Annotated in this window: 17 protein-coding genes; 8 read left to right on the plus strand and 9 right to left on the minus strand. The window is 41.1% G+C overall.

Going from position 1 to position 17538, the window contains the following annotated elements; translation table 11 throughout:
* Positions 1 to 87 precede the first annotated feature (87 nt).
* On the minus strand, positions 88 to 1812 hold the full coding sequence (gene polX, locus ACYQ3A_RS07805; protein ID WP_459896659.1) for a DNA polymerase/3'-5' exonuclease PolX: 1725 nt from the start codon (positions 1810 to 1812) through the stop codon (positions 88 to 90).
* Positions 1813 to 1879: 67 nt separating this feature from the next.
* Between polX and ACYQ3A_RS07810 the strand changes: the two genes are divergently transcribed.
* The 8 genes from ACYQ3A_RS07810 (at position 1880) to ACYQ3A_RS07845 (ending at position 9510) form a co-directional block, all read left to right on the plus strand.
* Positions 1880 to 2290 carry a PaaI family thioesterase gene (locus tag ACYQ3A_RS07810; protein ID WP_459896660.1) on the plus strand — a complete coding sequence of 137 codons (411 nt, stop codon included), beginning with the start codon at positions 1880 to 1882 and terminating at the stop codon, positions 2288 to 2290.
* Positions 2287 to 3390: a hypothetical protein gene (locus ACYQ3A_RS07815; protein ID WP_459896661.1), complete on the plus strand. Its 1104-nt coding sequence runs from the start codon at positions 2287 to 2289 to the stop codon at positions 3388 to 3390. The genes ACYQ3A_RS07810 and ACYQ3A_RS07815 overlap by 4 nt, the downstream gene beginning before the upstream one ends.
* On the plus strand, positions 3380 to 4066 hold the full coding sequence (locus tag ACYQ3A_RS07820) for a YggS family pyridoxal phosphate-dependent enzyme (RefSeq protein ID WP_459896662.1): 687 nt from the start codon (positions 3380 to 3382) through the stop codon (positions 4064 to 4066). Before ACYQ3A_RS07815 ends, ACYQ3A_RS07820 begins: the two co-directional genes overlap by 11 nt.
* Positions 4067 to 4077: 11 nt before the next feature.
* Positions 4078 to 5082 (plus strand): 3-dehydroquinate synthase II, encoded by a 1005-nt coding sequence (locus ACYQ3A_RS07825; protein ID WP_459896663.1) that lies wholly within the window; start codon positions 4078 to 4080, stop codon positions 5080 to 5082.
* A 13-nt stretch (positions 5083 to 5095) separates the two neighbouring features.
* Complete coding sequence (locus ACYQ3A_RS07830) at positions 5096 to 5407, plus strand: hypothetical protein (RefSeq protein ID WP_459896664.1); 312 nt, start codon at positions 5096 to 5098, stop codon at positions 5405 to 5407.
* Complete coding sequence (rfaD, locus tag ACYQ3A_RS07835; protein ID WP_459896666.1) at positions 5404 to 6348, plus strand: ADP-glyceromanno-heptose 6-epimerase; 945 nt, start codon at positions 5404 to 5406, stop codon at positions 6346 to 6348. The genes ACYQ3A_RS07830 and rfaD overlap by 4 nt, the downstream gene beginning before the upstream one ends.
* 228 nt (positions 6349 to 6576) lie before the next feature.
* A complete protein-coding gene (locus tag ACYQ3A_RS07840) occupies positions 6577 to 6948 on the plus strand; it encodes a MerR family transcriptional regulator (protein WP_459896667.1) in 372 nt (123 codons plus the stop codon).
* A 24-nt stretch (positions 6949 to 6972) separates the two neighbouring features.
* Positions 6973 to 9510: an ATP-dependent Clp protease ATP-binding subunit gene (locus ACYQ3A_RS07845; protein WP_459896668.1), complete on the plus strand. Its 2538-nt coding sequence runs from the start codon at positions 6973 to 6975 to the stop codon at positions 9508 to 9510.
* A gap of 28 nt (positions 9511 to 9538) precedes the next feature.
* Here ACYQ3A_RS07845 and ACYQ3A_RS07850 read toward each other — a convergent pair whose 3' ends face one another.
* The 8 genes from ACYQ3A_RS07850 to ACYQ3A_RS07885 form a co-directional block, all read right to left on the minus strand.
* Positions 9539 to 10762 carry an EAL domain-containing protein gene (locus tag ACYQ3A_RS07850; RefSeq protein ID WP_459896670.1) on the minus strand — a complete coding sequence of 408 codons (1224 nt, stop codon included), beginning with the start codon at positions 10760 to 10762 and terminating at the stop codon, positions 9539 to 9541.
* Positions 10756 to 11964 (minus strand): tryptophan synthase subunit beta, encoded by a 1209-nt coding sequence (gene trpB / locus ACYQ3A_RS07855; RefSeq protein WP_459896671.1) that lies wholly within the window; start codon positions 11962 to 11964, stop codon positions 10756 to 10758. Before trpB ends, ACYQ3A_RS07850 begins: the two co-directional genes overlap by 7 nt.
* Before the next feature lie 49 nt (positions 11965 to 12013).
* Positions 12014 to 12151, minus strand: a complete 138-nt coding sequence (locus ACYQ3A_RS07860; protein WP_459896672.1) for a hypothetical protein — start codon at positions 12149 to 12151, stop codon at positions 12014 to 12016.
* A 108-nt stretch (positions 12152 to 12259) separates the two neighbouring features.
* Complete coding sequence (locus tag ACYQ3A_RS07865; RefSeq protein ID WP_459896673.1) at positions 12260 to 13054, minus strand: GltB/FmdC/FwdC-like GXGXG domain-containing protein; 795 nt, start codon at positions 13052 to 13054, stop codon at positions 12260 to 12262.
* 2 nt (positions 13055 to 13056) lie between these two features.
* Entirely contained in the window at positions 13057 to 14187 is a 1131-nt protein-coding gene (locus tag ACYQ3A_RS07870; protein WP_459896675.1) for a class II glutamine amidotransferase, read from the minus strand.
* Positions 14184 to 15476 carry an NAD(P)/FAD-dependent oxidoreductase gene (locus ACYQ3A_RS07875; protein WP_459896676.1) on the minus strand — a complete coding sequence of 431 codons (1293 nt, stop codon included), beginning with the start codon at positions 15474 to 15476 and terminating at the stop codon, positions 14184 to 14186. The genes ACYQ3A_RS07870 and ACYQ3A_RS07875 overlap by 4 nt, the downstream gene beginning before the upstream one ends.
* A 5-nt stretch (positions 15477 to 15481) precedes the next feature.
* A complete protein-coding gene (locus ACYQ3A_RS07880) occupies positions 15482 to 15931 on the minus strand; it encodes a 4Fe-4S dicluster domain-containing protein (RefSeq protein WP_459896677.1) in 450 nt (149 codons plus the stop codon).
* A gap of 11 nt (positions 15932 to 15942) precedes the next feature.
* Positions 15943 to 17460: a glutamate synthase-related protein gene (locus tag ACYQ3A_RS07885; protein ID WP_459896678.1), complete on the minus strand. Its 1518-nt coding sequence runs from the start codon at positions 17458 to 17460 to the stop codon at positions 15943 to 15945.
* Between the last annotated feature and the right edge of the window lie 78 nt (positions 17461 to 17538).

Below are 17538 nucleotides of genomic sequence, written 5' to 3' on the forward strand. Positions count from 1 at the left end.
TCAAGGCGATTGTTCTGTTTTTTAAGATTGGGTACTTTCCTGAAGAAGTTAAAGACCTTTAAATTCAATTTCTGTTTGCATTTAACACTACTTGACTCCAAATTTCTTTCTCTTTTCTTTGACAAACTTCTGGAGCTCTCTCAACCCTTTTGCATTTATGACATCTTTTTTCTCAACCCATCCTCTCCGTGCTGTTCCGACACCAAGCTTAATCATCCACATGTGATCAACATGATGAGAATCGGTGCTTATTACAAGCTTTGCACCGTACTTTACTGCAAGTCGGCAGTGAACATCTTTCAAATCAAGTCGATTGTAATAAGCATTAACCTCAAGGGCTGTTCCGGTCTCAGCTGCCTTTTTGATTACAGCTTCTATGTCAACAGGATAGCTTTCTCTCTGTCCTATCACTCTACCTGTAGGATGAGCTATGGCGTTAACGTATGGATTTTCCATGGCTTTGAGAATTCTTTTGGTGTTGTCCTGTGTAAATCGGGAGTGGATTGCTGCAACGACAAAGTCAAGCTGAGAAAGGATTTCGTCGTTATAATCAAGGCTTCCATCCGGAAGGATGTCAACTTCTGTACCCTTTAGAATCTTTATTTTTCCCTGGAACTTTTTATTAAGTCTGTCTATTTCTTCATTTCTTTTTAGAAGATCTTCTTCTGAGAGTCCACTTGCAACTCTCAGAGATTTTGAGTGATCGGTTATGGCTATGTACTTGTATCCCAGCTCTATCGCTTTCAGTGCTATCTCTTCAATAGTTGAAGCTCCGTCCGACCAGTTTGAGTGGATGTGGAGATCTCCTTTTATGTTCCCGTAATCAATGAGATCTGGTAATCTGTGCTCAAGAGCCGTTTCAATCTCTCCAGTATCTTCTCTCATTTCAGGGGGAGGTGTATTCATTCCAAGGGCTTCATATATCTCTTCCTCTGTTCTTCCAGCAATCTTTACATCTCCTTTGAAAAGTCCATACTCGTTGAGTTTGTATCCCTGCTTGATACAGATAGTTCTGAGATGTATGTTGTGGGCTTTTGAGCCTGTAAAGTACTGAAGGGCAGAACCGTAAGAGTCGGGTTCTATAACCCTCAAATCAACCTGTTCTCCCTCCTCAACAATCACAGTTGCTTTTTTGGTTCCCTTCCAGAGAACCTCTTTTACATTTGGAAGGTTTACAAAGGCTTCTATGATCTCAAGGTTTTTTCCAGTTGCCAGGATATCTATATCTCCCACTGTCTCTTTCATTCTTCTTGTTGAACCAGCGACTGAAATCCTTTCAACGGCAGAGTGTTCTTTGAGCTGATTTATGATCCCGTCTGCAATAAATACTGCAATGCCAAGAAGGATCCTTCCACTTGCTTTTTCGAATAGTTCAATCCCTTTTCTTATCTTCTCTACTTTCTTGGGACCAAATCCAGGAAGTTTTAAAAGGTCTCCTCTCTCAATTGCTCTTTTAAGGTCTTCGAGGCTTCTTATTCCTAACTGGTCATAAAGTAGTTTGACTGTCTTTGGTCCAACACCAGGAATATCTAAAAGAGTAAAGATTGTATCCGGAACACTCGCTTTGAGCTTTTCAAACTCCTCTATCTTTCCTGTTCTAAGGAATTCCAATATTTTTGCTTGGAGTCTCTGTCCAATTCCTGGAAGCTTTAAGAGTTTTCCTTCACGAGCTAATACTTCTATGTCTTCAGAGAGATCTCTAATTAATCTTGCTGCATTTCTGTAGGCTCTAATGTGGTATGGATTGTCTCCCATGAATTCCAGGATGTTTGCCCACTTGTCAAAGATGTCTGCAAGTTCCTTGTTTTTCATTCTCTCCCCGTCTTACGTTTTTTTCTGATACCTGTTTAAATTTTATAACTGTATAATTTCAATTACTATGAAAGGAAAAGAGCTCAGAAGAGATAATTTCTGTTTTGTTTGTGGTCAAGAAAATCCTAAGGGTATGCACCTCAAATTTCACAGGGAGAACGGTAGAGTCCGAGCCTGTTTTTCTCTCGAAAAGTACTATCAGGGCTACGACAATGTAATTCACGGTGGAATTATTTCCCTGATTCTTGATGAAGCCATGGCATATCTTCAGAATTATGAGGAACGATTTCTTACCGGTAAGATAACAGTTAGATTTCACAATCCTCTTTTTGTTGGTGAGGAAGTAGAGGTGACGGCTGAAATCAAAGAGGATAGAAAGAGAATAAAGATAACAAAGGCCCAAATGGTTAGAGTTTCTGATAGGAAGAAGATTGCAGAAGCTGAAGCAATAATGTTTGTGAAAAGGGAGAGTGAATGAGCCGTTTATTTTTCGTTCTTATCTTTATTATGATTCCCTTTACCTCCTTCTCTCAGGAGTTAAAGGTTCTGATTGATGCGGTTTCTGTTAGGAATTTTCCGGATGGTGAAATTGTTAGAACCATAAACGGTGGTGAGACGGAGACGCTTTTCAATAAGTACTCTCTGTGGGGAAAGATCAGCAAGGGTTGGATAAATCTTGACTATACTGATTATTCACTTCCTGACTACACAACAACAGGACAGGCTGAGCTAAGAATTGCTGTTGTAACTTCTCCATGTAAAGCAGAGACAGATAAAGGCTTTATCTCTTTAGAGGAAAACAGCGCCATTCTCTTAGGAAAGGAAGAGGGAGATAAGGTTTTCGGCTGGTATAAGGGGACACCTGTTGCGGTGAAAGGAGAGAATGTTCATGTTGAGGATGTGATTTTTAAGATTGCTTCTCTAAACAGACCCCTTAAACTCTACTCTGAAGATGGGAAAACTCTAAAAGTTTTACCTGGAGAGGCTGTTCTTATTGATGAAAATGGTAGAGTCTTATACAGGAGTTATCTCTGGAGTGGATCGGAGTTTGAAGAGTCAGAGGTAGGAGATTTAGACATTGCCTCTTTAGAAGAAGAAATAAATCACCTGATAGACATCTTTAATGGAGCTAAGTATTCGTCTCCAATTTCTGAAAGGATTGGATATTACGTGAAACTTTTACCTGTTGATGTTTCCTCATTTGAGGTTTTGAAAACTTCTGATGGTGTGGGATTGAAGATAAAGTTTAAATACCAGTTTTTCTACAGGGACGGAGAACCGGTAAGAGGAAGAAAAACAAGGCTTATCTTGAAAAAGTCAAATTTTAACTTCTGGAAAACAGTTTCTAAGCTCTGTTTTGATTCAGGGGTAAACAAGTTTGTTGAGATTGAAGTTTATAGATTCGATGGAGAAAGTGATTTTTTAAAAGAGGGGTTTATAGCTTCAAGCTACCAGTACTACAAAGAGAATAAGCTATCTACACTTGATGATTTCATTAATAATTCTGAGTCAGAGTTCAGCGACGACCTCTGGTTCTTTGCAGATGAAGTTTACGAGAGGCTTGAAAATGGGGGTTAGAGAGAACGTTCAAAAGATTAAAGAACGAATAGAAAGAGCCTGTGAGAGAGTAGGTAGAGATCCCAGGGAAGTTTCTATCCTTGCAGCTTCAAAGACAAGGACTTCAGAAGAGATCAGAGAAGTTTTTGAAGCGGGAATCAAGCTTTTTGGTGAGAACAGAGTTCAGGAAGCAAGGGATAAGATTCCTCTCCTCTCTGATCTTTCGATTGAATGGCACATGATTGGACATCTCCAGAGGAACAAGGTTAAGTATGCTGTAAACCTCTTTGATGTTGTTGAGTCTCTTGACTCCAAAGAGCTTGCAGATGAACTGGAAAAGAGGCTCTCTAAGTTAGGAAAGAAGATGAGAGTTTTTATAGAGGTTAAGCTTTCTCCTGAAGAGACAAAACATGGCTGCTCTCCAGAAGAAGCTCTTGAGCTGGCAAGGTATGTGTTAAGCCTTGAACACTTGAAACTTGAAGGGTTAATGACTGTTCCACCTTACTTTGAAGATCTGGAACTTGTAAGACCTTACTTTAGGAAATTGAGAGAAATAAGGGATAATCTTGAAGATGCTCTTGGGATAAATCTTCCTCATCTCTCAATGGGAATGTCCCACGATTTTGAAGTGGCTGTGGAGGAGGGGGCAACAATTGTTAGAATTGGAACTGCTATTTTTGGTCCGAGAAATTACTAATTGGAGGAAGTATGGCTAAGGAGCTTATTGTTCATGTAAAGGATGCTAACAATAAAAAAGTTGTTACAGCTGCTCTGGAATCAGGAATTTTTGCCCTTCTTCTGGATAAACCAGAGAGTAAGAAAGTAAAGCAGTTAGCAAAGGTTAAGACTATAGCTCCTGATGGGGATTATAGGTTAGGTGAAGAGTTCGTTATTGTTGAGATAAAAGGTAAAGAGGATGAAGAAAGGGCAGCAGAGTTTCTAAGGCAGGGAAAAAACGTTATCGTTAAAACAACAGACTGGACCATTATTCCTCTTGAAAACCTTCTTGCTCAGGGTGATAACGTTTATGCCTGGGTAAGGAATGCTGAAGAGGCAAAGACCGCAATTACGATCTTAGAAAAGGGTGTAAAAGGTGTTGTTCTTGATACTGAAGATGTAAACGAGATCAAGGCTGCCGGAGAGGCAATAAACCTTGCAGGTGAGAATGTGAAGTTAGAGGTTGCGAAGATAAAGAGAGTGAAGTCTCTGGGAATGTGTGATAGAGTCTGTATAGACACCTGTTCAAACATGACAAGGGGAGAGGGAGCTCTTGTAGGCAATTCATCGGCTGGAATGTTCCTTGTTCACGCAGAAACTGAATCAAACCCATACGTTGCTGCGAGACCTTTTAGGGTTAATGCCGGTGCTGTTCACATGTACGTTAGACTTCCAAACGGTAGAACCAAATACCTTTCAGAGATTGAAAGTGGTGACGAGATAATGATTTATAACTACAAGGGGGAAGGCAGGATCGCCTATGTTGGTAGAGCTAAGGTTGAGAGAAGACCGATGCTTCTAATAGAGGCAGAAACAAAAGATGGAAAAAAGGTAGCTGGGATCTTGCAGAATGCTGAAACGATTAGGTTAACAGCACCCGATGGAACGCCGATTTCAGTTGTGGATCTCAAAGAGGGAGATGAAGTACTTGTCTATACAGAAGAACCTGGAAGACACTTTGGTATGAAGGTAAAAGAGAGCATTGTTGAAAAGTAATCTGGGGGATGAAGTGGCTGAGGATTTTTTCAAAGAGCTGATGGCAGATGCACTGGGAAAATCTCCTGAGGAGCTTTCGGAAATCCTGGGAGAGCCGTCCAAGATCTGTGATGTTTTTGTTCAGAGGATCTATAAAGACAAAGATCTAAAGAAGTTTGACTGGGGTGTTTCAGTAGTTATTTTTGAGGGTGACGAGCTTGTTGAGTCCTCTACATACGCAACTTTTCACAAGTGGGGACTTGCAAAGAAGTATGCTCGAGCTCTTGCAGATTTCTTTAAAAAGCAGGGTTACGAAACTCACTTGAAAGGAGAGCTTGGAGAATGAGAGCACTTGTTACTGGAGGAGCAGGTTTTATAGGTTCTAATCTGGCTCTGGAGCTCCAGAAAAGATACAAGAGTGCAGAGATATTTGTTCTTGATGATTTTTCTTCTGGTCATTTCAAGAACTTGGTTGGATTTGAGGGTGAAATCATCACAAGTTCAATCACAGAGTCAGAGACAATAGAAAAACTCAGGAAATACAACTTTGACGTTATCTTCCATCAGGCTGCAAATGTTGATACGACAGATATGGATCAAAAAAGAATGATGGAAGTTAACTGTGAGGCGTTTAAAGATATTCTAAACGTGGCGAGAGAGAGTAAAGCAAAGGTAGTTTATGCTTCATCTGCTGCAGTCTACGGAAATGGACCTGCTCCAATGAGAGTTAATCAGGAGCTTTTGCCCGAAAACATTTACGGTTTCTCAAAGTATGCCATGGACATGGTTGCCTACAGGTTTATGAAAGAAAACCCGTCTATAGGTGTTGTTGGTCTCAGGTATTTTAATGTTTATGGTCCAAGGGAAACATACAAGGGAAAGATGGCAAGTATGGTTCTACAGTTGACAGTTCAGATACTGAAAGGAAAAAGACCAAGACTTTTTAAGTGGGGAGAACAGAAGAGAGATTTTGTTTACGTTATGGACTGTGTAGAGGCAAACATAAAAGGATTTGAAACAGATAAAAGTGGAATTGTAAATGTCGGGACTGGGAGAGCCAGAAGCTTTAATGAAGTTGTTGACATAATCAGAAAGACTCTCGGCGTAGATGTTGAAGTTGAATACTTTGACAATCCTTACGAGTTCTATCAGAACTACACAGAAGCCGATCTTACAGAAACAAAAGAAGTTTTAAACTGGTATCCAAAAACACAGATAGAAGAGGGGATTCCAGCCTACATAGAGTGGATCAAAGAGAATGTGGACATTAACAAGTTACCTTATTAATCTTCTAAAGGCTTAGTATTTCTTCTGCGGTCTCTTTTGCTTTTCTTCCTCTCCTTTTCAAGATTGTTCTCTCTTTTAAAATTTCCTTACTGTTTTAATGCTTGAGAAATCTGGCACTTTCAGTCCGAATGCAATATTTTTTAAATTACCTTAAAAAAACTTTTTAATATAGTTGACAGAGTTATTGAGTATAACTAAATTAAGATTTAAGGATAAGGAGGATGGGCGGTGATTGACAAGGATACGCCAGTTTACATGATCAGTATCGTTGCAAAGATTGCGGGAGTTCATCCGCAAACTCTTAGGTTTTACGAAAATGAAGGACTTATAAAGCCTTCAAGAACGGAGGGGAGAACCAGGCTTTATTCAGAGAGAGATCTGATCAGGGTTAAAAGGATAGTTTCTCTGACCAGAGAAAGAGGTGTTAACGTTGCGGGAACTCATCTTATACTCAAGCTTGAAGATGATCTTGAGCGACTCTTTACTACACTTGCGGAGCAGCTTGACGATACTGCAAGGGAATTACTTATCTCTCTTTTAAAAGAGATGAAGTTTGAGGAGCTTGATGCTGAAAAGCTCCTCAGCATTCTTGAAAGATAAATCAAACAAGATAGGAGGGAAGAGATGAACATCTGGGATATCTTAAGTGGAAGAGCAAAGGATGCAATACTCCTTTCTCAAGAAATTGCAAGGCAACTTGGTGAGAGATATGTAGATGCAGAGCACCTTTTACTTGCAATGGTAGAACTGCCAGGTTCTCCAGTTCTTGATATCTTCACACTTGCAGGTTATGACCCTATAAGAGCTAAGAAGTTTATCAGAGAACAGGTTGATAGGGTAGGAAGGCTTGGACTTCCATCAAGCTATACCGGTTATGAGGAGATCTACATTACTCCAACAATGAAGAAGGTCTTTGATGCGGCAATTGATATTGCCCGTCAGATGAAAGCAAGGAGTGTTGATCTTGAACATCTTTTCTTAGCATTTTATGAAGTTCCTGAGAGCATGGCTTATAGGATTCTTCTCAAGTTTGGACTTGAGAAAGAAGAAGCGTGGAATGCTGTTAAGAAGTACAGAGAAGGTAAAGCAAAAGTTTCAAGAGAAATTGGTGCGAAAGCTAAAAGAGGTGGAAAGCAGATTCCTGAAATTTTAAGGAAGTTTGGAATAGACCTTACAGGTCTTGCAGAGGAAGGTAAGCTCGATCCAGTTATTGACAGAGAAAACGAAATCAAGAGGGTTATTCAGATTCTTTCAAGGAGAACAAAGAACAATCCCGTTCTTGTCGGTCCAGCAGGTGTTGGTAAAACTGCAATTGTTGAAGGTGTTGCTCAGAGGATTGCAAATGGTGAAGTTCCAGATGAGCTGAAGGATAAGAGGATTGTTGCTCTTGATATGGCAGCCCTTGTTGCAGGTACAAAGTACCGTGGTGAATTTGAGGAAAGACTCAAACAGGTTCTTGATGCAGTTAAAGAGGAAGGGAACATTATCCTCTTCATTGATGAGCTCCACACTGTTGTTGGAGCAGGTGCGGCAGAAGGTTCAATGGATGCTGCAAACATAATGAAACCAGCTCTTGCAAGGGGTGAATTCAGAGTTATCGGTGCTACAACTGTTGATGAGTTCAGGAAGTACATCGAGAAAGATCCTGCCCTTGAAAGGAGATTTGCACCTGTATGGGTTGATGAGCCAAGCATAGAAAGTGCTATTAAGATGCTTAAAGGATTGAGACCAAAACTTGAAGAGCACCACAAAGTTAAGATTACAGACGATGCGATTGAAGCAGCAGTTAAACTTTCTAAAAAGTACATTCAAGGTAGATACTTACCTGATAAGGCTATAGATGTTCTTGATGAAGCGTGTGCAAGGAAGAAGATAGAAGCTACCTACATGTCTCCTGAACTTGCTGAGCTCAAAGAGAAACTTCACCAGCTGAGAGCTGAGCTTGATGAAGCTGTTAAGAATGAAGAGTTTGATAAAGCTGCAAAACTGAAGAAAGAGATTAAGGATATTGAAGCTAAAATCAAGGAACTTGAAGAGAAGCAGGAGAAGATGAAAGAAGAGGGTGAAAGCGTTCCTGTTGTAACAGCTGAAGACATTGCTGAAGTAATCTCCGAAATGACTGGAATTCCAGCATCTAAACTTCAGGAAGAGGAGATTCAGAAACTTCTTAGAATGGAAGAAGAACTCCACAAGAGGGTTATCGGTCAGGAAAGGGCTATCAAGGCAATTTCCGAAGCCATCAGGCGTGCAAGGGCTGGACTCCAGCCACCAAACAGGCCACTTGGTTCATTCCTCTTCCTCGGGCCAACTGGTGTTGGTAAGACTGAGCTTGCAAAAACCCTTGCTGAATATCTCTTTGGCGACGAGACTGCGATCATCAGACTTGATATGTCTGAATACATGGAGAAGCATGCAGTCTCCAAACTTATTGGTGCACCTCCAGGATACGTTGGCTATGAAGAGGGTGGACAACTTACAGAAGCTGTTAGACGTAAGCCTTACAGTGTAATCCTCCTTGACGAGATTGAGAAAGCCCACCCAGACGTGTTTAACATCCTCCTTCAGATCCTCGATGACGGAAGACTTACAGATGCAAAAGGTAGAACTGTTGATTTCAGCAACACTGTGATAATCATGACTTCTAACGTTGGTTCTGAGCACCTGATGCAACTCAGTAAGGAAGAGTTTGAGAAGAACTACGACAAGATCAAAGAACAGATAATGGATGAGCTCAAGAAGAGGTTCAGACCTGAATTCCTCAACAGGATTGATGAGATAATCATCTTCCATCCTCTCTCCGAAGAGGAGATTAAGAGGATTGTAGATCTTCTCATTGCTAAACTCAACAAGAGACTGGAAGAAAGAGGAATTAAGATTGTTCTTACAGAGGAAGCAAAATCTGCACTTGCCAAGAGAGGTTACGTTCCAGAGTTTGGTGCAAGACCTCTCAGAAGAACAATCCAGAGAGATATTGAAACACCACTATCTGTAAAGATTCTTGAAGGCACAGTGAAGGATGGAGATACTGTTAAGATTGACTACGATAAAGAAAAAGGCGAATTCACCTTTGAAGTAGAGAAAGAAATTCCTCCAAAGCAAGCTGAAATAAAGACAGCAGAAGGCACTGAAGGTGAGAAAGAGGAAGGTGAAGATAAAGAATAACTAAAGGGGTGCCATTAGGCACCCCTTTTTAACTTAATTTAATTTTTACTTTTTGAGGCTCAGGTGCTGGCTTTCCAATAAACCAACCCTGTCCAAGTGAAACGCCAATGTCTTTCATAATCCTGTAAGTCTCTTCATCCTCTATAAACTCTGCTAATGTTCTAAGTCTGAAAGCTCTTCCTACATCGACAATCGATTTTACAATCGTCAGGTCTTTAATGTTGTTCTTTGCATTCTTTATAAAACCTCCATCTATCTTTAGAACATCTGCAGGGAACTTCTTTAGATACATGAAATTTGAATAGCCTGCTCCAAAGTCATCCACAGCTATGCCAATATTAAACTCTTTAAACATCTGGAAAAAACTTTTTGCTATTCCTTCGTTGAAAATCCTTTGGGATTCTGTTATTTCAAGAACTATGTTTTTACAATGGTGAGGACGTTTTTTCATCGTTTGGAAGATAAAATTAAGCTCTTTTACAAAATATTTCATAGAAAGGTTAAAAAAGAGTTTATAGTCATCGCTTGCAAACTCTATTGCTTTCAGGAATACCTGTTTATCTATCTCGGGTGTTAGAGAAAAGCTATCTGCAACCGCAAAGACGTAGTCTCCTCTCAGAACTTCGTCTCTGTAAAAAATCCTTGCAAGAACTTCATAAGCAAAAATTTTACCTGTTCTAAGAGAAACGATAGGCTGGAAGAAGGGTGTAACTCCTCCTTCTTCAATAGCCTGAATTAGCTTTCTTCTGAACTCTTGGATCTTCATTACATCTGCAAACTTAGAGCTCTGATTTACAATAAGAGTACTCTTTCCACTTTCTTTTGCTGAGAAAAGGGCAGCCTCAGCTTTTGCAATAAGATCTTCAACGTTCTGTTTACCGCTACTTACGCCTCCACTTAAAGTAATAGAAATTACTTCATTTCCTTTTTTAAAGCTTATTTTCTTGAGATATTTATGGAAAGCTTCTTCGATTCTTACAAGAGGAACTTCATCAAGAATTACAACTCCAAAGGTATTGGAACCAGTTCTTGCAATAAAGAATTTGGAAAAGTACTTTGAAAGTCCTTTCTTTATGTAAAGACCTGTGTTTTTGAGTATTAAATCTCCTACAGCATAACCGTAAGAAAGATTGATTACTCTAAAGTTATCTATGTCCAAAAAAAGAATTATTTTATCTTCCTCTTCAGGTATTTCCTGTAACTTTTTAAAAAAAGCTTTTCTTGAGAGTAATCCTGTTATCTCATCTACCATAGGCGAAGATCTCTTCTCTCCTCAAGGATTTCTCTAACTTGATTAACGTCCTTGTCTCCTCTTCCAGATAGGTTAACAACAACTAACTGTCCTTCCAGTTTATCTTTATTCTTTATTACCCAGGCAATGGCATGGGAGCTTTCAAGAGCTGGAATTATTCCCTCAGTTCTTGAAAGTATTTGAAACGCTTCAAGGGCTTCATCATCAGTTACCGCATAATACTCCGCTCTATTTATATCCTTGAGAAGAGAGTGTTCTGGACCAACACCAGGATAGTCAAGACCTGCAGAAACAGAGTGAGTTGGGGTTATCTGTCCGTCTTCAGTTTGTAGAAGATAGGATTTAGCGCCGTGGAGAATTCCTACTGTTCCCTTGCACAAGGTCGCAGCGTGTTTATCTGTGTCAATGCCATATCCACCAGCTTCAACGCCGACAAGCCTGACGTCCTCGTCTTCAATGAACGGATAGAAAATTCCTATTGCGTTGCTTCCGCCGCCAACACAGGCAACGATTGTGTCAGGAAGTCGGCCTTCAGACTTTAATATCTGTTCCTTAGTTTCTCTTCCGATAACAGACTGAAAGTCTCTTACCATCTCAGGGTAGGGATGAGGACCAACTGCTGATCCAATTATGTAGTGAGTTGTCCTTACGTTTGTTACCCAGTCCCTTGTTGCCTCGTTTACAGCATCCTTTAACGTTCTGCTTCCGCTCTTTACAACTTCAACCTTAGCTCCAAGAAGCTCCATTCTAAAAACGTTTAGAGCCTGTCTCCTTACGTCCTCTTCTCCCATGTAGACAACACACTCTAAACCTAAAAATGCACAGGCGGTGGCTGTTGCAACTCCGTGCTGTCCAGCTCCAGTTTCGGCAATGATTCTCTTCTTGCCCATACGCTTTGCAAGGAGGGCTTGACCAAGGGCGTTATTTATCTTATGAGCTCCAGTGTGGTTTAAGTCCTCCCTCTTTAAATAAACCTTAATTCCATTTCCAAGGTACTTTGAGAATCCTTCTGCGTACTGTAATGGTGTAGGACGTCCAACGTACTCTCTAAGCAATTTGTTGAACTCTTCCTGGAACGATGGATCATTCTTGATTTTGTAATAGTTTTCCTCAAGCTCTGAAAGAGCTGCCATCAAAGTTTCAGGAACGTATTTACCACCGTATATTCCAAACTTTCCTTTGTTATCTGGATAGCTGTACAATGTTTAACCTCCACTATTTGTTAAGCATATTTTACCCTTTGGTGACTCCTTAGGAATTCTTGAAGTGTTCAATAGAGGTTAATCTGTGGGACTTGTCTTCAAACTGTTTTTCTGATTCTCTTAATAATCCTCCCCAAATGTTATCAAAATCCAAATAAACATCTATGTTAATTTTTCCCCTTTTCATCTTTTTTCCTAAAAATGAAATCGGGGCTTATCCCCGCATAGCTAAGGCGGAGACTTGCCCCCGAATGTGGAATATGCCAATATATGACGATACTTTGCTTATTGCTTATCACTTAATAACTCCGCTTGCAATACCCCATCTGTGGGCGTACATCCTTCCGTAAGGTCTTGTACTAACTGGAACGATTTTTGTAAACGGTTCTGAGAGAATCTCCTCGACCGGAATGTTGAAAGCTTCTGAAAAGCCTTTGAGCTCTTCCCTTAAAATCTTCATATCCTCTTCATCTACTTCAAAAACCTTAACTTCCTTACCCAAGTACCTTTGGGGAACTTCTCCTCTTACATACATCACGCCACCGTGCATTCCAGTTGCACAGTAGTCTCCAACGATGTCTTCCTCAGGCTTTCTGTTAAGTCCAAGAAGTATTAACCTTCCACCTGCCATGTACTCGCCGAAGAAGTTTCCAGCTTTACCGCCAACGATAAATGTTGGAATTAAGTGCTTATATCCCTTCATGTGAATGCCAACCCTGTATCCAACGTCTCCCTCTATGTAAACCTTTCCACCTCTCATTCCGTATCCACAGACGTCTCCAGCATGTCCTCTAACAATGATCTTTCCGGCCATCATTGTGTTTCCAACGCCATCCTGAGCGTTTCCAAAGACCTCTATTTCAGGACCGTAGAGGAAGATTCCAAGGTCGTTTCCTGCCGTTCCGTAGATATCAATCTTCACGTTTTCCTTTATTCCGGTTCCAATGTACCTCTGACCGCAAACTTCTTTAAGAACTACCTTTTTAGCTCCGTTTTTAACCAGCTCTTTAACTTTTTTATTTACCTCTCTATAGTGAGTCGTCCCACAGATGATTTCGTAAGTATCCTCTGAAATCTGTCTCACTTCCATCTTCAACTCCTTTGAGCAGGATAGCAGACGTCTTCCTCTTTACAGTGGTTTAAAAGAGCTATAACAGGTTCTCCAGCCTTTGGCATCCAAACCTTTTCAGGCTCTTTACAGACAACCTTTATTGCAGACTCTTCGCTTGCCATATAGACTGTATCACCATCGATTGCTGCAACGAAGGGCCTTAGCTTAATTCTGTCGTTAAATCCGATAACGCCATCTTTGAATGCAAAAAGCATCGCAAAAGGACCGTTGAGCATTGCCGGAGCATAGACTGTCCTTATCATCTTTGCCACATCGAAAAGTTTTTCCATTCCAATTTCTTTATAGTAATCAACATCCTTCCAGAATGGAGCTGCCATTGCCATGAAAACAGCTCTGATTGGAAGTCTGTGTTTCCTGAAAAGAAGGTCAAAGAGATAAGCTGCAACCTCTGTATCCGTTAAAAGGGTACACTTATAGCCAAACATTTCAACGTATCTCTTGTTGGTTCCGTAAGAGGTAATCTCTCCGTTGTGAACAATTGCCCAATCAAGGAGAGTAAATGGGTGAGCTCCACCCCACCAACCTGGAGTGTTGGTTGGGAATCTCGTATGTGCAAGCCATATATAACCTTCGTATTCCTTTATCTCAAAGAAGTCACCAATCTCGTCTGGGTGACCAACTCCCTTGAAAGCTCCCATGTTTTTCCCACTGGATATTACGTAAGCTCCTCTTATTCCATCGTTTATAGTCATAACCGCTCTTACTACCATATCTTCTTCGCTTTCCAGTGGGAGCTTTGCATCGTCCTTTGGCTCAACGAAGTATCTGTAGAAAACTGGTGGTTTTGTTTTCTTGTATAGAGATGGGACACTTTTTGTTGGAATTATTTCACTCTTAACGATTTTGAAAAACTTGTTTAAAACAGCCTTAACCTCGGATTCAACGTCCAGGTCATCAAGCATTACATGAAACGCATAGTACTCTGCCATATCTGGGTATATCCCATAGGCAGCGTACCCTGCCCCCATTCCGTTTCCACGTTCTTTCATAGAAGTGATCGAATCGTATATGTACTTCCCTGAAATCTTCTTTCCATCTCTATTTACTATCCCTGCAAGGCCACAGCCCGACATTTCACATCTTTCGATCATCCCACAGGCCTCCAGTCTTTGTAAGCCGTTTTGTCCTCTTTAAGCTTCTCTTCTCTCCACTCTGCTGGTAGGTCAACAAGTCCAAAGTCAAGAGAAACAAGTCTCTCTTTGATATTTGATACATCTATCTTCTGTCTTATTACGTTTGTAAGGATTCCGACTCTGTCTATTTCTCCAATTGCAACAAATCCTACAAGTTTTCCATCTTTCAGGATAGCCTTTCTGTAGTATCCCTTCTTTTCAAACTTATCGTTAACCAGAACCTCATAGGTGCTGTCTGGGGGCTCAACGATTCCAGCATTCAAAACAGGTTTTTCAAGGAATTTCAGTGAGTTGAGAGGTAAGCCTCCCAAGTAAGTTATCTCTTTTCCAGCCATGTTGAGACCTGCAATGAGTCCCTGTTCAAAGGCAAGGGGGAAGAGAGGTAAATTCTTTTTCGTTCCATCTGTAATATCTATGCACTCGATACAATCACCGGCAGCATAAATGTCTGGAACGTTTGTTCTCAGGTGATTATCTGTAACTATTCCCCTGTTTACTTCTATTCCTGCAGTTTCTGCAAGTTCAACGTTCGGCCTTACACCGATTGCGATAACAACCGCTTCTGTTTTCAGAACTTCACCGCTTTTGAGTTTTACGCTGCTTACTTTCTCTTCTCCTAAGATTTCTTCAACTGTGTTGTTAAAAATGAATTGAACACCTTTCTCTCTGAGCATATTTTCTACGATTTCTGAGCCTCTTTTATCAAGGGCTTTCCCAAGAACTCTGTGGAGGAGTTCCACAACTATAACTTCTTTTCCAATTTCTCTTAAGTAATAGGCAACTTCGAGTCCAATAAATCCTGAACCGATAACTACAACCTTTTCAACACCGTTTTCTTCTATATACTTTTTGAATTTCTTTGCACTGCCAAGTTCTGTAAAAGTGAAAACGCCCTCTTTTTCTCTTCCAGGAATTGGTGGAACAAAAGGAACTCCACCAGTTGATATGAGTAACTTATCGTAGGGGACCATTTCATTTGAGTCGAGGATTACCACTTTGCTTTCAGGATTTATCTTAATGGCTTTATGACCAAGTATCTGGGTTACGTTGTTCTTTTCAAAGAAATCTTTATCTCTGTAGAGGAGCTTTTCATCGGGATAATCTATCAGGACATCTGCAATCATAGGCTTTGAGTAACACCTATCCTCGTAGGAAATTACAACTATTTCGCCTTCCTTATCTACTTTTCTGATTCCAGTTATACACCCTACCGCTGCTGCACTGTTTCCAATAATTACGTATCTCATTCCCTCTACCTCTCAAAGTCATAGATAAGAGCTCTATTTGGACATGCTTCAACACAAGCGGGAAATCCTCTATCTTCACAGATGTCACACTTAAAGGAGTGTTTTTTCTCAACGTACGGATGAGCTGCACCAAATGGACAGACCAGAACACATCCCCAGCAACCTACACACTTATCTTCGTCAAGCCTTACCCTTCCATCTTCATCCTGGGTTATTGCACCGGAGATGCAGGCATCAAGGCAGAACGGGTGCTTACAGTGGCGGCACATAAGAGAGAGTGAAACCGCCCCTTTTACCTCTACAGTTGCTCTTGGGAGAAGACCTTCGAGCTTGTAGGCTTTAACTGGATCCTGCGTTTCGCTGTGAACCATTGTGCAGGCAACTTCACAGTACCTGCAGGAGATGCAGTTCTCCTCTATTGGATAGACCTTCATAAGCTTTCTCTTCTTTGACATCTTCACCTCTCCTACATTCCGGCAGGGAGTACGCCGAGGATTTTGTTTTCCTGTTCAGTGAGTCCCCAGCTTCTGAGTCTCAGTCTGTTTCCTTTGATACTCTCTATTGCGTTTATTCCCATAGCTCCAAGGAGCTCTTTTATGTCATGCGCCCAGGCTCTCAGAAGGTTGTAGAGGTTTTCAGCAACAATATCTGGATTGAGTCTCTTTGCAAGTCTTGGATCGTTTGTTGTTATTCCCCAGGCACACTTTCCAGTGTGACACTGCTGACACTGGGTGCAACCAGCCGCAAGCTTTGCAACTGTTCCTATGTAAACTGCATCGGCACCGAGAGCTATAGCTTTGAGAACATCAACTGCACTTCTGAATCCTCCAGCAGCTATGAGAGAGACTTCATTTCTAAGTCCCTCTTTTCTCAGCCTGTCATCAACTGCTGCAATTGCAAGTTCTATTGGAATTCCAACATGGTCTCTCAGAGATTTTGGAGTAGCTCCAGTTCCGCCCCTCACACCATCAATTGCGATGGCATCAGCTCCAGCATGGGCGATACCGCAGGCTATTGCAGCAACGTTGTGAACCGCTGCAATCTTTACAAAGACAGGTTTTTCGTAGTTTGTTGCCTCTTTGAGGGCGTAGATAAGCTGTCTCAAGTCCTCAATTGAGTAAATGTCATGGTGAGGAGCTGGAGAGATTGCATCTGCTCCAACTGGAATCATACGGGTTTCAGCGATTCCCTCGTTTACCTTTTCACCTGGCAGGTGTCCCCCGATTCCAGGCTTTGCTCCCTGACCGATCTTTATCTCAATGGCTGCAGATGTCTCAAGGTAGTCAAGATCAACTCCAAACCTTCCGGAAGCTACCTGAACGATTGTCCAGTCCTTGTACTCTCTTAGACTCTTGTGGAGACCACCCTCTCCAGTGTTCCAGAGAGTTCCAAACTCCTTTGCAGCTCTTGCCATTGCCTTCTGGAGGTTGAGGTTGATTGAACCGTAGGACATTGCAGAAAAAAGAACTGGAATTTCAAGTTCAAGCTGCTTTCCGATTTTCGTTTTTATGTTTATTCCATCTTCATCAAACTCAACTTGATCGGTTTTCCTGCCAATGAAAGTTTTTAACTCCATAGGTTCTCTGAGGGGATCAATTGGAGGGTTTGTTACCTGACAGGCGTCAAGAAGAAGGTGATCAAAGTAATTTTTTATAGGTTTGTCATTTCCTGTTGATGTAAGGATAACCGCTCCTGTTAACATCTGGGTGTGAATATCCCTTATTGCCTCTCCAGTCCAGTTGGCGTCGGGATGGAAAGTTGAAGGATTTCTAACAACTTTGATTGCATCGGTTGGACAGAAAGCTTCACACCTTTTACAGTTGACGCAGTTTTCATGATGGTTCACGATCATATCAAGGTCTTCATCGTAATAAGTGGCACTAAACGAGCACTGATCAACACAGGATTTACATCTTACACACTTGTAGTCGTCTCTCAAAACCATAAAGGGATAGAACGCAACCTGAGGCTTCTTGAAAAGCATAATCAGCACCCCCGAAAGTGGTAGGGAACATTTTACTAAATTCTTTGGAAATAGAAAAACTTCAGATTGAAGATTTAT

This window comes from Desulfurobacterium crinifex (assembly GCF_054656775.1).

What these genes read in the sequence shown, in the direction of transcription:
- ACYQ3A_RS07875 (WP_459896676.1), bottom strand. Translation starts at nt 15,476, where the DNA reads ATGAGATACGTAATTATTGGAAACAGTGCAGCAGCGGTAGGGTGTATA.
- ACYQ3A_RS07810 (WP_459896660.1), top strand. Translation starts at nt 1,880, where the DNA reads ATGAAAGGAAAAGAGCTCAGAAGAGATAATTTCTGTTTTGTTTGTGGT.
- ACYQ3A_RS07815 (WP_459896661.1), top strand. Translation starts at nt 2,287, where the DNA reads ATGAGCCGTTTATTTTTCGTTCTTATCTTTATTATGATTCCCTTTACC.
- ACYQ3A_RS07860 (WP_459896672.1), bottom strand. Translation starts at nt 12,151, where the DNA reads ATGAAAAGGGGAAAAATTAACATAGATGTTTATTTGGATTTTGATAAC.
- ACYQ3A_RS07845 (WP_459896668.1), top strand. Translation starts at nt 6,973, where the DNA reads ATGAACATCTGGGATATCTTAAGTGGAAGAGCAAAGGATGCAATACTC.
- ACYQ3A_RS07885 (WP_459896678.1), bottom strand. Translation starts at nt 17,460, where the DNA reads ATGCTTTTCAAGAAGCCTCAGGTTGCGTTCTATCCCTTTATGGTTTTG.
- ACYQ3A_RS07880 (WP_459896677.1), bottom strand. Translation starts at nt 15,931, where the DNA reads ATGTCAAAGAAGAGAAAGCTTATGAAGGTCTATCCAATAGAGGAGAAC.
- ACYQ3A_RS07825 (WP_459896663.1), top strand. Translation starts at nt 4,078, where the DNA reads ATGGCTAAGGAGCTTATTGTTCATGTAAAGGATGCTAACAATAAAAAA.
- ACYQ3A_RS07865 (WP_459896673.1), bottom strand. Translation starts at nt 13,054, where the DNA reads ATGGAAGTGAGACAGATTTCAGAGGATACTTACGAAATCATCTGTGGG.
- ACYQ3A_RS07850 (WP_459896670.1), bottom strand. Translation starts at nt 10,762, where the DNA reads ATGGTAGATGAGATAACAGGATTACTCTCAAGAAAAGCTTTTTTTAAA.
- polX (WP_459896659.1), bottom strand. Translation starts at nt 1,812, where the DNA reads ATGAAAAACAAGGAACTTGCAGACATCTTTGACAAGTGGGCAAACATC.
- ACYQ3A_RS07820 (WP_459896662.1), top strand. Translation starts at nt 3,380, where the DNA reads ATGGGGGTTAGAGAGAACGTTCAAAAGATTAAAGAACGAATAGAAAGA.
- ACYQ3A_RS07870 (WP_459896675.1), bottom strand. Translation starts at nt 14,187, where the DNA reads ATGATCGAAAGATGTGAAATGTCGGGCTGTGGCCTTGCAGGGATAGTA.
- rfaD (WP_459896666.1), top strand. Translation starts at nt 5,404, where the DNA reads ATGAGAGCACTTGTTACTGGAGGAGCAGGTTTTATAGGTTCTAATCTG.